At 45.4% G+C, this 14,522-nt stretch carries 14 protein-coding genes; 3 read left to right on the forward strand and 11 right to left on the reverse strand.

Annotation, left to right across the window (positions count from 1 at the left end; all coding sequences use genetic code 11):
- Position 1: 1 nt before the first annotated feature.
- The 3 genes from EWE74_RS16455 to EWE74_RS16465 all read right to left on the reverse strand — a co-directional run bounded on the left by EWE74_RS16455 (position 2) and on the right by EWE74_RS16465 (position 4,015).
- Entirely contained in the window at positions 2-2,488 is a 2,487-nt protein-coding gene (locus EWE74_RS16455; RefSeq protein ID WP_130142742.1) for a TonB-dependent receptor, read from the reverse strand.
- A gap of 281 nt (positions 2,489-2,769) precedes the next feature.
- On the reverse strand, positions 2,770-3,222 hold the full coding sequence (locus EWE74_RS16460; RefSeq protein WP_130142744.1) for a hypothetical protein: 453 nt from the start codon (positions 3,220-3,222) through the stop codon (positions 2,770-2,772).
- A complete protein-coding gene (locus EWE74_RS16465) occupies positions 3,215-4,015 on the reverse strand; it encodes a tyrosine-protein phosphatase (RefSeq protein WP_130142746.1) in 801 nt (266 codons plus the stop codon). The genes EWE74_RS16460 and EWE74_RS16465 overlap by 8 nt, the downstream gene beginning before the upstream one ends.
- Positions 4,016-4,200: 185 nt before the next feature.
- Between EWE74_RS16465 and EWE74_RS16470 the strand changes: the two genes are divergently transcribed.
- On the forward strand, positions 4,201-4,878 hold the full coding sequence (locus tag EWE74_RS16470) for a hypothetical protein (protein WP_130142748.1): 678 nt from the start codon (positions 4,201-4,203) through the stop codon (positions 4,876-4,878).
- Positions 4,879-4,883: 5 nt separating this feature from the next.
- Here the strand turns inward: EWE74_RS16470 and EWE74_RS16475 are convergent, their stop codons facing one another.
- The 3 genes from EWE74_RS16475 to EWE74_RS16485 are packed head-to-tail and all read right to left on the reverse strand — an operon-like array spanning position 4,884 to position 9,336.
- Positions 4,884-5,546, reverse strand: a complete 663-nt coding sequence (locus EWE74_RS16475; protein WP_130142749.1) for a response regulator — start codon at positions 5,544-5,546, stop codon at positions 4,884-4,886.
- The gene (locus tag EWE74_RS16480) at positions 5,546-6,382 is read right to left on the reverse strand and encodes a hypothetical protein (RefSeq protein ID WP_130142750.1); all 837 of its coding nucleotides are present in this window, start codon (positions 6,380-6,382) and stop codon (positions 5,546-5,548) included. The genes EWE74_RS16475 and EWE74_RS16480 overlap by 1 nt, the downstream gene beginning before the upstream one ends.
- Positions 6,379-9,336: a sensor histidine kinase gene (locus tag EWE74_RS16485; protein WP_130142751.1), complete on the reverse strand. Its 2,958-nt coding sequence runs from the start codon at positions 9,334-9,336 to the stop codon at positions 6,379-6,381. Before EWE74_RS16485 ends, EWE74_RS16480 begins: the two co-directional genes overlap by 4 nt.
- Positions 9,337-9,468: 132 nt before the next feature.
- Here EWE74_RS16485 and EWE74_RS16490 point away from each other — a divergent pair, with 132 nt between their 5' ends.
- Both EWE74_RS16490 and EWE74_RS16495 read left to right on the forward strand, forming a co-directional pair.
- Positions 9,469-9,618 (forward strand): hypothetical protein, encoded by a 150-nt coding sequence (locus tag EWE74_RS16490; protein ID WP_206365283.1) that lies wholly within the window; start codon positions 9,469-9,471, stop codon positions 9,616-9,618.
- 101 nt (positions 9,619-9,719) lie between these two features.
- The gene (locus EWE74_RS16495; RefSeq protein ID WP_130142752.1) at positions 9,720-10,967 is read left to right on the forward strand and encodes an ATP-binding protein; all 1,248 of its coding nucleotides are present in this window, start codon (positions 9,720-9,722) and stop codon (positions 10,965-10,967) included.
- A gap of 343 nt (positions 10,968-11,310) precedes the next feature.
- Here the strand turns inward: EWE74_RS16495 and EWE74_RS16500 are convergent, their stop codons facing one another.
- The 5 genes from EWE74_RS16500 to EWE74_RS16520 all read right to left on the reverse strand — a co-directional run bounded on the left by EWE74_RS16500 (position 11,311) and on the right by EWE74_RS16520 (position 14,521).
- Complete coding sequence (locus EWE74_RS16500) at positions 11,311-11,781, reverse strand: hypothetical protein (protein ID WP_130142753.1); 471 nt, start codon at positions 11,779-11,781, stop codon at positions 11,311-11,313.
- 2 nt (positions 11,782-11,783) lie between these two features.
- Entirely contained in the window at positions 11,784-12,371 is a 588-nt protein-coding gene (locus tag EWE74_RS16505; protein WP_130142754.1) for a CHAP domain-containing protein, read from the reverse strand.
- Positions 12,290-12,676 carry a hypothetical protein gene (locus EWE74_RS16510; RefSeq protein WP_130142755.1) on the reverse strand — a complete coding sequence of 129 codons (387 nt, stop codon included), beginning with the start codon at positions 12,674-12,676 and terminating at the stop codon, positions 12,290-12,292. Before EWE74_RS16510 ends, EWE74_RS16505 begins: the two co-directional genes overlap by 82 nt.
- A 75-nt stretch (positions 12,677-12,751) precedes the next feature.
- Positions 12,752-13,387: a fibronectin type III domain-containing protein gene (locus EWE74_RS16515; RefSeq protein ID WP_130142756.1), complete on the reverse strand. Its 636-nt coding sequence runs from the start codon at positions 13,385-13,387 to the stop codon at positions 12,752-12,754.
- 783 nt (positions 13,388-14,170) lie between these two features.
- Positions 14,171-14,521 (reverse strand): hypothetical protein, encoded by a 351-nt coding sequence (locus EWE74_RS16520; protein ID WP_130142757.1) that lies wholly within the window; start codon positions 14,519-14,521, stop codon positions 14,171-14,173.
- Position 14,522: the final 1 nt, after the last annotated feature.

The following is a 14,522-nucleotide window of genomic DNA, read 5'->3' on the forward strand; positions in this document are numbered from 1 at the left end:
ATTATAATAATGATATTCTAAATTTCATATAAAATGCCCGCCCTGGCCTTTGCAGGCGAAAGTTGTCATACGCGCGTTCATCCAATAAATTCCTGACCTCGCCAGAAATATTATAGCGGTTGCGATTCCACGAATAGCTGACGATCAACGAGTGGACTAATTGTGTCGGGATATAATTTTTGGAAGCCAGCGAACCGAGATGGCTATCGCTTAGATAGAACCATTTGGTATACTGCGTATTCCAGGTTATTTGCGTACGGCTACCTTTTTCGAACCAGTCGTTCTGTGCAAAGCCAAGATCCAGGTTACCATATGTCCAAGGACGGTTCGGTATCTGATACCCGTAAGTTATGCTCTGTTGCTGGTTGGTGTCATCCGTATATTGTTGATTGTCGATAGCCTTGTCATAGCTGCCGTTGAGGGATGCGGTAATCATGTCTTTATAACCGTACCGCAGCTCGATATCACCTCCATACAATTTCACGCCCGGAATATTGTAATATTGATATTTATCCCGTTCGTTGTCGGCCACGACCCTTACATTGATGTAATCCTGTGCCAAGCGGTAAAAACCAGAGATATCAAAATTTATAAAATGATCGTCGTTCAGGAACGTATTGTAATAAAACCCGCCATTGAGGTTATCGCTACGTTCGGGTTTAATGTCCCAGTTGGCCAAGTAGTTTTGACCATCACCGTATAGCGCATTCATCGACGGCATGTTATATGCCCGTTCCGCCGAGAATTTTACCCCGCCATCTTTAAAAATCCGGTAACGGGAAGCTAAACTATAGCCTTGGTAGCCAAAATATTTTGATTGCGAAACAATGTCGCCACTTAACACCTCATCATATTCGCCAAATACGCGCTGATCTTCTTGCTTATACGTATCCAGCCCATAGTATTTGACGGCAATGTTATTGACCAAACGCTTATCCAGCCATTGACTTTGCCAGGCCAAACCCACGATATGCCTGACCATGTCGCTTGGTAATCCCGACGTGTTATTATTTAAAATAATGTCATAAGACTGACGGTCATTGGTATTGACATTATAGTTTAGGTTTAAACTCTGATTCCGACTTTCATCAAAATCATAGTTGAAATTCAACCTACCGAGCAAGCTGTTTGTGTTGTAGCGGATGTGAACGGGCTCATTTGGCGCTTGTCCTGTTGTGTTCGGTATGGGAGCTCCACCCCATTCATAATTAAAGCTAGCCGTATCTCTGACACGCGATACATCATAGCCGTAGTTTGCATAGATATCCGCATATAACCGGTCCACGATGAAATTTTGCTTTTTATAACTGATCGTCGGCATGATGTAGGTTGATTCCCGCCAATTGCCACCATACACTGTATTGATCGTAGCACCAAGTTGATTCTCCTTGTTATTTGCGGAATACGTCAATCCAACAAAGAATTGATCTGCCCAGCTCTTATCGCGCAAACCCACTTCTACCTGCCCCATAGCGGAATAATACCGATCCTTGAAACGTTTGACTTCGTCGATAGGGACAAATTTATTATTGACCACTTTTTCAAAGACAACACCGTATTCTTTTTCCGTGTACATTTTGTAATTGTTATCCGAATAGTTGTAGAAGGCATTGGTACGGATCGAAAGTTTATTCTTCGGGTTCGTATACATTCCAACCAAAGAAGATTGGTGCGTATTGAAAGAGCCGTAGCTATAACTAAAATCGAGAAAGTGCCTATTTCGTTGCTTCGTAATAATGTTGACCGCTCCACCAAGGGCATCCGAGCCTAAAAATGCAGGAACAACGCCTTTATAGATCTCGATTCGGTCCACTAAGTTGACAGGGATATTATTCAACGACATGGACGAGCCAAAATCATCCATCGGCACACCATCGATATAGATTTTAGCCGCCAAACCATTGATGCGGAAAACAAAATTTGAACCCAAACCGCCATCTTCTCTAAACGTAACACCGGGTGCGGTACGGAGGATTTGATTGACATTCGCGGTTTGGTTCGCATATTGGTTCATATCAATAACACTCACGTTGAATCCCGATCTTTTTATTTCGTGAACGCGCCGTTGGTTTTCGGTTTGGCCTTTTACACTAATGGCTTCAATAACACGATCGTCTATTTTTAGCTGAAAGTCTTTGTACAGTTCGTTGTCCTTCAATAGCACACGTTGCGTCACGTAACCTACGACAGTCACCTCCACATGAACGTCGCGGTTTTGTCCGATTTCCAATTTGTAAAACCCATCTATATCGGTGCTGGTTTGGATATTCGATCCCACAATGGTAACGGTCGCATTTTCGATAGCTTTTCCGAAGGAGTCCTTTACATATCCCGAGATGAAAGTCTCCACTATACGGTGCGTGCTCCCTTGCTGTAGAAAAATAGTTTTGTTAGAATGGCTTGGTGTAGAAGCCAAAATTGCTGCAGGATTATATGCAAAAATCCCGACAGCCAATAGCATGGCTGTATAAAATTTATTATATTGCATTACTTTAGTTTGACGATTAAAGTGTGGTAGAGTAATCTACCGTCCGGAGGTCTGGTTGCCGCCAGACCTCTTCTCTCCAACAACGCCGGAAAAGATTGCCGTCTTCTCGGGTCGTTGCTATGCTAGATTATATTATTTTGTTCTTACCATTGCCCCACATCTATTTAGATTAAATACAAATAACGAGGCAAAGGTAAATATTAATAGGATATTTCCAAATATTCTTTGCAGAAAAAACATTCATTTTCTGCACGGTGACCGTGCAAAACGGAGAGACAGGACTAATATTTCGATAACGTTTCTACAGAGGCGCGGGCGTGGCGTCTATACAGGTAAGCGAGGAGAAAGCGGGATACTGCGACGTATACAATGACCAGGGAGGCCAAGACGACCAAGAAATAACCGACACCGGGGAAGCGATGTTCGATCAGCGTGCATCCCGTAAACACCAGCAGTAATGTAACAACAGATTTCCAGGTGGCGTACATGAGCTTGTTCAAACGCTTTAGGGTACTCCTTGCATACAAACGCAGGTGCAGTGCCGCGATAGCGTTGACTAGGTTGAACAGCACCCACAAGGCATAAAAGTCTGTCCAAACGGCCTCTTCCGTCACCAGACTATGGGATTGTACCCAGAAGAATGCCCCGACGAAAGCTATATTCGAGCATATTGCATCCGTCAGCATGAGCGAGGTTCTCACATAGGGCATCTGGGTTTGAACAGATCTATACATCCGTTCTGTATTTATTATGGACATGCATCTTTCTACGCGAGCGCGTGTCTGAGCCTAAATCGAGGAGAAACTCTGCATTACGCAGTTTTTCCAAAAAATAACCGGATACATCCTCTTTTCGCACATAATGCTCCATGGCTTTCACATGCCGCTGGTCATGTACGTTTGTTCCGACGAGGTCTACCATACCTTTTCCGGCCAAGTATTTCACCACATTCCGTTCTCTGGGCCCGTAATAACCGTAGCAGGAAAGCAGGTTTACCTGCAATAGACAGCCCATATCCTTATATGTTTTTAAGATACTGGGGGCGTGCTGGTAGTATATATACCGTTCGGGATGCGCTAAGATCGGGGTGATACCACGGCCGGTCAACTTCCGGATGATATCCATAATAAACGGACTCTCACTAGCAAGCGGCATTTCGACCAGAAGATACCCTCCTGCTAAGCAAAGCAAGGGTACTAAAGGATTATCAATATCTTCCAACAGCTGTTCGCCAGCCATATATTCGGCCGCGTAGCGAACCTGATTTCTCGGGAGATCGGCATCTTGCAGCAATTCTTCCCAGGACCGTTGTATACTGACTTTGTTGTTCGGATAGATGCCATCCCAGATATGTGGGGTGGCGATAAATTGTTTTATGCCCTGATTAGTCAACGCCGCCAGCAACTCCAAACTCTGTGATACCGAGGCACTGCCGTCGTCCAAGCGGGGCAACAGGTGGTTATGCACATCGACCTCCAGCCAGCTGAGATCGTTATATCTGCGTTTACGACTAAAAATAGATAGCATATTTGTTTTTCAATAAATGTAATTCATAAGTAGATGTTGATACAAACATAGACAACCCTAATTCCTAGTTTCCCACCCATGTGGGTGGTTTTTTGCTGGCCGGTCAAAACTACCCACATGGGTGGGAAATGTACCCTTCTCTCTTTCTTAATTTGTAACAGATTTAACTACCAAATCAAAAACAGATGAGAAACAAAAGAAATTATATCATGAAAAATCCATTACTAACCTTATGCATCGCCTTATCCATATTGCTCATCAGCTGCGGCAAAAACGACAACCTTCCATTAACTATTAATCAAACAGAAGTAACTATGCGTTATGACGGTACGTTTGATTTCTCCATCCGAAATGTCTCCGACGTGGAATGGTCGTCCAGCGATGAATTTGTGGGCGTCGTTGGACGGGACGGTAAATTTGAAGCCCGTCATATTGGGGAAACAACCGTTACCGGGAGAGCCCTTGGGGAGTTTGTCACCGCGCGGGTCGTCGTAGAGCCAAACATCGTGGGGGTTATAGAGCCTTATATCGCGTTTGGGGAAACCCTACCTGTGGTGAAAGATTTTGAAAAAAGACAGTTGCTCCATGAAGCGTCAGACTTACTGGTGTATACCGACGCGTCCGACTACACGTCTCGTGCGCGCTATTTTTTCGAGGGTGATCTCTTTACCTCGGTCAGTTTATTTTGGAGCGACGCCAGAACAGAAGAAGGAAAGATCTTCTATGCCGAACGATACGAATTTTTGGGCTCCAGTAATAACGTCCATTATTATACGGACAAATCTAATAGTCTCCTTGTGGGCCTGACGAACGATCGTCTTCAGGGATTTTTCGCGACCTATTCCAGAAATACGCGTAAATAGGCCGTCTATTTATACTTCAAAATAAGTTCTGCACGGCTCGACACCTGCAGTTTCTGGTAGATATTGCGGATATGGTATTTTACCGTATCCACGCTGACAAATAACTGTGTAGCCACCTCCTTATAGGAGGCACCCTGCTGCAGCATCGTCATAATTTCAATTTCACGTGGTGTCAGCTGGGCCGTCTTCTCATACTGGCTTTTGCCCGCCACGGGATTGAAATGGTCAAACACCAGCCGGGCCACCTGCGGACTCATGACCGATCCGCCGGAGAGTACCTCCAGCAGATGCTCCTCCATCTGCGGTAGCGGCGTGCTTTTCAGCAGATAGCCCGATGCCCCCGCACGCAGTGCCTGAAATACGGCATCTTTGTTTTCGAACACCGTAAACATCACCACCTGTACTTCCGGCATCCGTCTTTTGATATACCAAGTTGTCTCGATACCCGATTTGCCGGGCAGGCCAATATCGCTCAACACGATATCCAGCGTTTCATTTTTCCAGGCGTCGGTAAACCCTTCGAACGAGCGCGCTGTAATGCGCAAGTCGAAAGATGCACTCGCTTCAAAAAAAAGCTTTAACGTTGCCAGTACCGGCTCGCGATCTTCTACGATAGCCAAACGATATTTTTTGGGAGCATCGTCGTCCCTATTTTTAATTTCCATCATTATCCATTCATTTTTGCGTACCTCATCACCCCAACTTCATCACTGCGCAGGCCCAACCGGCACATGTGCTGAAACAACCAACAGCTGAGTGTCAGGTAAAAGAAGCTAATCGTCGTCAATTGATCCATATTCTGCATGATGAAACTGCTCTGCGAAGAATTGGACAATAAACTCACTACCATTCCTCCTTGCAGCAGGAGCTGCCCCGAATAGACAAGACTAAAATATACGATATTTCGCCGAACAGCAACTGAAATGGACGAGAATTCCATATCGTGCACATAGATTAGTCTCCATTGCGCTATCACGTAGATAAAGGCCATGAAAAACTTCGCGATATAATGCCACTTCTGCTCGATATAGCCGTATTCATGCCGTACCCCGAGCTGCATATCATATACCACCTGTTCCAGCAATGCCCTTTTCTCTTCGATGGAAGCCATGGCATAGGGGATAGCGTCTATGACACCAAAGACAAACGGCAACAGATGCAGCCACGGATATCGGGGCCATTTGAGCCGCGGAAAGAGAGAAAATAAAACAAAAAAATACGCACAAGGTGCGATGAGATAGTACAAGCCAATGCCCTTGTTGTACCATTCCGGTACCGCCCGAATAAAGCCTGTGAAAATGAGCGCATAGGTGAACGCGTGCCAGAAAGACGCTATAGCGAGCAGGGTTATCAACAGGACGCGCCGGTCGTTAAAGCGGATCGCATAATAGCAAAAACCTATAATAGCAGCGACCGATAGCGACAATCCCAACAAGGCAAAGAACATACCCCAGCTTTGCCATTCCTCCTGCCGAATGCCGAATTCCGCTATAAAATCTGTCATATTCTCCATATTAGATTCCGTAAATTCACCTTTAACTGCACGGTATATAGGTCGTTGTCCTGTGTAATAATCAAGTTGGCGTTCATTTGCCGCGCTCTCGTTTCCATATTGCGTGTTCCTTGGCCTTTTCTGCGCATATTTTCCTGCGCCGGCTGTTTCACCCCATTATTACGGACATCCATCAGCAGCTGTTTCGCATGCATCCTTACGGTGATCGATACCCATTCAGGCTGCGCGTGCTTCACAATATTATGTAAGATCTCCTTAAATAACAGATAGGTATTCTGTCGTACAATTTGTGGGATTTCACGATCTGTTTTGGTATCGCTATCAAAAAGCACCCGGATTCCCTTCGGGTCCAACATCTGAAAGGCGAGATACTCCATACGCTCCTGCAGACTCCCTTGATAGTTATTGCGCACATCGATCGCCCAAATGATATCGTCCATCATTTGCACCGCTTCGCGGCTGTACTTTCCGATGGATGCCGCGCTGGACTGTTTATCCTGCACCACGTCCATCGACAAGAGGTCTGCCTGCATCGATATACCCGTTAAGAGGCCTCCCACTTCATCATGGAGATCGCGGGAAATCTGCTTGCGTAATGCCTTTTCATCTTTCATTCTTTTCGCACGTTGCAGGATAACAAAGGACACGAGCCCCGCAATACTCAACAATACCAAGGCATAGAAACCCTGTGTTTCAAAAAACGCCGGCTGCTTGATCAGCAGCCACGTCCAGGTTTTTTCAAAACCACCATTCGTCGACCATGTCCTGACATGCACCCGGTACTCGCCCGGGCGCAATCCTACCAAGGTAATCTGACCAGACGAAGCCATTGGTTGGAATCCATCCATGAGCGGATCAATTTTATAAGACACCTGATAGCTATGTCTATAATCGTTTGGGCGTGCAAAATCCATGTTAAAGGTCAGAGCATCTTCGGATAACACCATGGTATCGCGCAAGGCATCGGCGGCATAATAATCTTGGTACCTGTTCCCGGTCAAGCCGACGCGCAGCGCCACAATCCGGGGTTCCGGGATCACATCCCGCTGGTTAGCGGCCTTTACCATTTCGTTCGGATCAAAGAAGATATAACCGCCTATTCCGCCCATAAACAAGCGTTGCGCTACGGTATCATAAAAGATCGCCTGATGATTAAACTCTTCAAAGGGTAGACCATCATTGGTGCGATAGTTAAAAATACGGTTATCACTGACGAGCGACAACCCGCGATGTGTTCCGGCAAATAAGATTCCGTCAAACGCAAACAGCTGATATACCGTATTGCTGCCGAGTCCCTGCTGCACATCAATGCTTCGGCTTCCCGAATCCGTTAACACGACAATACCACGTCCTTTTGTGGCCAAATACACCTTCCCCTCGTCGACAACATGGTCATAAATCATTAACTGTTGTCCTCCTTCTGGGTAGCCTTTGGTAGGATGATGTCCGTCAAACCTGTAATATCCGTCTTCCGTGGAATACGTTAGTCTACCTTGTAGATAATGGATCGATAGCACCCGTCTTTTATCACTGAAAAACGTACCATTGCTATCTCGTAAGGGTGTGGCCCGGTTTGTCTGTAGATCATATTGCCATATCCCGTTCGATGTCCCCACCAGCAAACTAGCCCCTTTATATGCCGTTAGACAGTAGCTCAGATCAGAGAACTTATGCGCATATTCCTTGGGTACCGTCGGCTGCAAAACGGTTAATCGACCATCCACCATCCGCCCCAGAAAGCCGGTTTCCAAGGCGAGATAGGTTGTGTCCTGATGCCACATATAACTGGCGTAGTAATTTCTTTCGGGTGCATTTCGATAGGCCGTCACGCTTCCCTGTAACGGCATGCGATGGAGAAAGCCATAACCGCCGAAGTAATAGTGGTCGTTTTGCCGAAACATCCCCCTAGCACTTCCATATGCCGCATGTTCAAAAGCAAACGACGAGGGAAAGAGCGCATACAAGCCTTCGTCCGTAGCCAGCAGCCATTCATCGCCAAGCCGTCTCCAAGCGTTCAGCCGTTTGTACAGCACGTGTTCCGCCAGACGGTGGAAGCCCCTTTTCCGCACGGTGAGGGCCGTATCCCGGGATAGTTCGAGGTATTCGCCGTGATTGTTGAATAGCATGACCCGGTCATCCTCCACAAAGCCCCAATGATTCCAGTTGGTGAAATCGTTATCGTACGCACTTTGTATGGCCGTCAACCGGAATTCCCCGTCATAGAGATAGTAGCCATCCCGGTAGTTCCGAATAAGCACCCCACCTTTCACGGGCAACAGGTCTTCAATACAATCATCTATATCTTCCGGAATTATTGTTCTACGACATTTCGCCGTATGGCGGTTGTACGCATATAATTTGCCACTGGCGGCTAACCAAATACAATCATCATCCAGGGTAAATAAGTTTCCTACCGTATGCCGCCCACGATGTTTATCGGCTACGAAGGTGAATAGCAATGTGCTGCTATCCCGGCTGATCTGCCATACTTCGCCAATGTCGGTTGCCACCAGAAACTCCTTGTCGGTTTGGCCGAATGCGAGTGCTTTTCTCTCGGTCAGTGTTTTGGCAAAATGTTCGTGGAAGCAAAAACGCCAGGTATTTAAATCAAAGATCAGGATTCCATTTCTCGTATTCAGCCATATGCGCCCCCAAGGATCAATGGCTAAGGTCTGCACCTCATCAAACGGTAATTTTTCGTCGTAGAGCTTTGAAAAAGGAATGACATGCACACCGTCATAACGATACAGTTCCCCCCCCGACACCAGCCAAATCGATCCAAAAGGATCCTTTTCCGCCACGCTGAACATCACGTGCTGGTCGTCTACCCCCTTCAGCACCTGCACATGCCGGTAGGGCAGCTCTGCCCGAACGTCTGCAAAGCCGCACAGCATTAGCCATACGCCTATAAGAAGGTGTTTACTATAGGTAGATAGGTAGTTCATTGGGAACTGATGTATTTATGCCGCCAAAGGTAAAAATTTATTCTTAAATCACAGGCGTAGAGCGGGCGATCCTTGTCAAAAAAATAAAAGGATAAGGAGACTGCTGCTGGAAAACCGAAAGACGATGCCACTATGCTCTTGAATCATAAAGAAGCCTTGAACTTCATCATTGATAATCCCGATTACGTTGTACCCTTGACCACAGCAAGAATAGAAGATATTCATCGTATTTTGGTCAAGGATCTTCCGGTTGAACGCAATATCAGGCAACGAGGACTATAGCTTGGTCTCTTGTCCTAGCGATGGAGGGCGTTGAGAAAGCGCGCAATCATTAAAACTTGCAAACATCACAAGTTTTAATGATTAATTGAGTATCTTTGCATATGAGAAATTACACAAACCGTAAAGAATATCTAGCGAAATTATTGACTTATAAAGATAAAGACCTTATCAAAGTAGTTAGTGGATTACGCAGAAGCGGAAAAAGTACTTTATTTGAACTCTACCGTCAAACCTTGGTGGAAATGGGTGTACCTGCCAGTCAAATCGTATTTCTGAATTTTGAAGATTTTGAACTGCGTAAATTTCTCAACGATTTAGATGGTTTGTATGAACACATTATCGGGACTTTAGATGGATCAAAACCAAGCTATGTTTTTTTAGATGAAATTCAAAACGTCAACGAGTTTGAGCGTTTGGTGGATGGATTGTTTGTAAAACCGAATATAGACGTTTACATCACAGGGTCAAATGCTTTTTTATTGTCGGGTGAACTGGCAACTCTACTAAGCGGACGATACATCGAAATTTCTATTTTACCCTTTTCGTTCAAAGAATATTTAACGGCAAGAGATATTGACACATCGAATAAATACCTCAATTACGAAGCTCTTTTCTTTGATTACATCAACGAAACATCTTTGCCCAAAGGGGTTGAATTACGTGAAGGTGGTTACGATATTATCCACGAATATCTCGAAGCCATTTACACCACCATTGTTGAAAAAGACATTACCCAACGTCATCAGATTAACGACAAACGGGCTTTTGGAAACATTGTTAAATTCGTTGCATCCAATATCGGAAACCCGCTTTCGCCCGGAAATATCGCAAAGACTTTGAAACAGGATGGACAAACTACGCACAACACCACCGTAGAAAAGTATTTGGAATATTTGACAGCAAGTTTTGTGTTTTATAAAGTAAACCGTTTTGACCTGAAAGGTAAAAAACAATTGGCTACGCAGGAAAAGTACTATTTGGTTGATACAGGTTTGCTTAATGTTTTAACTGGTAAAGAACGTACGACCGACAGAGGGCATATATTAGAAAACATCGTTTATCTGGAGTTGTTACGTAGAGGCAATAAAATCTGGACAGGTACAGCCCGAAATACCGAAGTAGATTTTGTTTGTAGAACCCCCAAAGGTGATATTGAATATTATCAAGTAGCTTGGGAAATGTCCAATGAGAAGACCGTAGAACGAGAATTTGGCTCTTTGGAGAAAATTAATGACAACTACCCGAAATATTTACTAACCACCGACTCATTTACGCAAGACCGTAACGGCGTAAAGCATCTGAATGTTTTTAACTGGTTGCTTGAGAACGGATACCGAACTGATATTTGAATACATCGACCGTCTGCAGGAAAAATTGGAAACATCAACGGAACGGAAAAAGAATCGTCAAGGTGCAAAACGAATTCGGCAGGCATAATTTTCGTCAACGTCAAAAGAAGTGTATCTACAAGCCGGCAACTATCTGTCCATTACATTAATTATGGTTAAGTACATTCAGAATGAAATTCTACAATAGACATAAGGAGCTGGAATTATTGGAGAACAATTTCAGGCGATCTACACAGAGCGCTTGTTTCCCGTAAAGTCTTTGTTGGCATGCTCATCGAAATTAAAAAAGCCCCCGGAAAACGAATTCCGAGAGCTTTTTTCTATATTATGATTTATCCATTGGTCAACGCCGTCGGCGCGATCGCCTACCATCCAGCAATCTACTTACCAGGTAACTGACTGTCGCACCTATTGCGGCGATAATGCTTAACCCACCCAATCCCCAAAACCACCATGGAGTGCTGTACCGGGTTCGCGATTCAACCTCCCGTGTCTTCGTGGCTATTTCCGTCCGCTTCTGCTCGAGCGAGTCAACCTCGACCTGCAACTGCTGCAGGCCGATTCGACTTTCATGGATATAGAGCTGCCCTCCCTTGCTAAACAATCCGTAATCGGGATGAAAAGACAGCATACTGTCCGTAGCAAAATACCACATCCGGTTTTGGCTATCTTTTTCGATAAGCTCGAAACCGTACCGAATGCCTTTACGGCTTTCCGACAAACTGTTCCAGCTATTTTCCAAGCGTGTTTTCTCCCGCGATGAACGGCAGGAGACCAAGCTTATGATGATGCATGAAATGAGTATATGTTTCATTGTTAATGATTTTTATTCCCATCCGTAATCCAATTTGATAGCGCTTGAACCGTTGATAGATGCCTTCTTTTTGACAGCACCCTGTTCTCTGCATTGCCCTCTATCGTAAGGATATAATTTCGTTCCATACGCCACACCAGCCCTACGTGGTTGATCCGCTTCGCACTATGGCTATAGATACCAAATATGTCGGCAGGTTTTACCTTCGCACTTATTTTCAGATCGTCGCAGGCACCACCCCTACAATATGTCCTTGCATTGGGAAACAGTGCCGGGCTCCAGGGGTTGCGGGGTTCGGCGAAACCTGCCCGCCCATAGCACCAGGAGACAAACGCCGCGCACCAGGCATGCCCCTTGCGTAAGCCGGTGTAGGCCAGATACGCCTCCACACGCCCCCCATCGTTATTGCCGGTGGCCTCCCGCACCCCAATCTCGGCTGCAGCGATTTCGATAATCCGCGAACGCCGCAGACGACTGACAACTTCCTGGTGCAAAGAAGCTGGCGGGTTTACAGTACGATCGACAGCATCCAGATGGCTGCATACAGCAATAAAAAGAATACCGAGAAATAAAGGATACATTGTTGCCATGATGTTAGTTGTTCAAGGTGATAGAAGAGTTTTTTACGGAAGAATTTGAACCGCTGCCAGAGGATTTCCTGTAGCCAAAGACTGCAGAACACGGCTGCCATTCCGCCAAGCAGTCCCATCAACAGCACCGATAGGATACCGATATCCAGTACCGCTGCCGTCGGATCGATGACCTGCAATATGGTGCCGGCAAAAATAAATATGCCCACGAGCGCAAGCATTGCCAGCCCTATCTTGTGTTTTACCGAAAGTTCCAAGGCTATATCCTCGATAAGCCATGGTGTTTTTGTTTGTAGTGTTTTCATTTTAAAAAGTGTTTTCTTTCTTAAAAGGCCCCCTTTCGGGGGGCTCTTATCATTTCTAACTAGTGTACAGCGGCTCTATCTTGCCAATATGGATACGGTTTCGCTCCAATCGCCAATCCCTTTTTTATTGCGCGCACGCACACGGACATAGTAAGTTCTTCCGGGAATTGTAGGCGCGTAGACATTTCCCCGGCTGTCGCTCGTTAGGAATGCGGGTCTCCAATCTGGCATACCATCCCCATCCAGCTCTTCAGCAAACTCATACTCATAAAACAGGGCTTTACCGCGTAAAGACTGGAATCCTAACAACAACTGGTTTTTTTGCCTTCCGTCAGCCAATGTTACTCCCGTAACCTGCTGCGGTGCTCGCGATGGCTTAGGATCCGCTTCCAGCAAAAGCCCAGAGCTCAACAACACCGATCGGGAACCCGCCGCCACTTTGTTTACATAAAACGCAATGTCCTTCAGGCTTCGTGATAATACGGCCTTAGCATCGTTTTTTTCCGCGCGTTGTAACGAGCTTCCTCCATTAGACGCTATTTGCCATTTCGTCCGAAAATCAGCTGCTTGTTCCTCGAGTATCCCCACGGTTACCGGCGGTTCGGTAAGCACGGGATGCCCATCCAAACAATCCAACACTCTGCCGGCCAAGGTATTCAACTCGTGGTCATACAGTTCGGAATAATCCAATAATACTCTCTTTGTTCTCATTTTTTTTTCTTTAAGGGGTTTCCCCCGGTTCAACATTTTTTTATTTCGATGATCTCCGGATATCATCTTGGAGCAAACATAGCCTGATACCGCATACCAAACCAGAACTGGGACAAAGTGGAACAGGCAATATGTTTTTGAGACAAACTGAGACAGTCCAAATGTCAAAATGAGACAGTCCACTCCTAAAACGGCCGTTAAACAGAAACCTTTTTTGCATTTCGATTTCCCTTGTTTACGAAAAGGGAACACAAAACACAAGAAAGGGAACACCTTTTCGAGAAAAGGGATCACATCTTTGAAAAAAGGGATCACATGTTGGAGAAAAGGGATCACATGTTGGAGAAAAGGGAACACCTGTTCGGCATATGGGAAAACGGATCTGCAACAGGTGTTCACGTTGTAGGCAAAAGGGCACACCTTTCATCGAAAGGGGATCACCTATGGTCTAAAGGGAATCCCTTATTTTACATAAGGGATTACGTATTTTACTATCGGAGATGGTTTTTCAAAAAACGTGAGCACATGTACTAAAAAGGGTTACACGATTTTCCAGAAAGGGTAAACAAAAATACAATAAGGAGACACATCTACCACAAACGGGGACACTTTATACGGAAAAGGGATTACATTTCAGCCAAATGTGTCCCCTTTTCCCAGAAACGGGAGTAGGTTTCTACGATAACGGAAAACATTTTTTCCAAACGGGATCACTTATTTATAAAAAGAGGACACGTAAGACAAAAACGTGCTCACGTTTTTACAATAAGGGGAACCGAATGATCAACTTCCGTTTCCGTCTAGGGGAGTCTTTTTAGCTTCTTTGGCTAATTTAGAAAACGTCCATGCGCTCTTTTCGTGCTTTACCATAAGCGCTTTTACGTCAGCTTTGAGATAAAATGGACGGTTACCTATTTTGCGCACGTGAAATAACAGTTGGTCTTTGATGTTCCGATAGAAGGTGGAGCGCGCCACGTCCAAGTACTTAATAATCCAGGCAATGCTGACATGTTCAGGCATTTCCACTGTTGGGGGCGTAACGGGCGTCTCCTCGGTTTTGGGATCGGAGGAGCGCAAATGCATCTCTATGCGGTTCAGCGTGGTCGCTATTTCCTGTAACAGCTGGATCAGCATA

This window comes from Sphingobacterium corticibacterium, from assembly GCF_004208525.1.
GTDB classification, from domain to species: Bacteria; Bacteroidota; Bacteroidia; order Sphingobacteriales; family Sphingobacteriaceae; genus Sphingobacterium; species Sphingobacterium corticibacterium.

Excerpts from the sequence above, each read along its gene's own strand:
- EWE74_RS16495 (WP_130142752.1), top strand. The coding sequence starts at position 9,720 with ATGAGAAATTACACAAACCGTAAAGAATATCTAGCGAAATTATTGACT.
- EWE74_RS16515 (WP_130142756.1), bottom strand. The coding sequence starts at position 13,387 with ATGAGAACAAAGAGAGTATTATTGGATTATTCCGAACTGTATGACCAC.
- EWE74_RS16500 (WP_130142753.1), bottom strand. The coding sequence starts at position 11,781 with ATGAAACATATACTCATTTCATGCATCATCATAAGCTTGGTCTCCTGC.
- EWE74_RS16490 (WP_206365283.1), top strand. The coding sequence starts at position 9,469 with ATGCTCTTGAATCATAAAGAAGCCTTGAACTTCATCATTGATAATCCC.
- EWE74_RS16485 (WP_130142751.1), bottom strand. The coding sequence starts at position 9,336 with ATGAACTACCTATCTACCTATAGTAAACACCTTCTTATAGGCGTATGG.
- EWE74_RS16460 (WP_130142744.1), bottom strand. The coding sequence starts at position 3,222 with ATGTATAGATCTGTTCAAACCCAGATGCCCTATGTGAGAACCTCGCTC.
- EWE74_RS16520 (WP_130142757.1), bottom strand. The coding sequence starts at position 14,521 with ATGCTGATCCAGCTGTTACAGGAAATAGCGACCACGCTGAACCGCATA.
- EWE74_RS16465 (WP_130142746.1), bottom strand. The coding sequence starts at position 4,015 with ATGCTATCTATTTTTAGTCGTAAACGCAGATATAACGATCTCAGCTGG.
- EWE74_RS16455 (WP_130142742.1), bottom strand. The coding sequence starts at position 2,488 with ATGCAATATAATAAATTTTATACAGCCATGCTATTGGCTGTCGGGATT.
- EWE74_RS16470 (WP_130142748.1), top strand. The coding sequence starts at position 4,201 with ATGAGAAACAAAAGAAATTATATCATGAAAAATCCATTACTAACCTTA.
- EWE74_RS16505 (WP_130142754.1), bottom strand. The coding sequence starts at position 12,371 with ATGGCAACAATGTATCCTTTATTTCTCGGTATTCTTTTTATTGCTGTA.
- EWE74_RS16480 (WP_130142750.1), bottom strand. The coding sequence starts at position 6,382 with ATGACAGATTTTATAGCGGAATTCGGCATTCGGCAGGAGGAATGGCAA.
- EWE74_RS16510 (WP_130142755.1), bottom strand. The coding sequence starts at position 12,676 with ATGAAAACACTACAAACAAAAACACCATGGCTTATCGAGGATATAGCC.
- EWE74_RS16475 (WP_130142749.1), bottom strand. The coding sequence starts at position 5,546 with ATGATGGAAATTAAAAATAGGGACGACGATGCTCCCAAAAAATATCGT.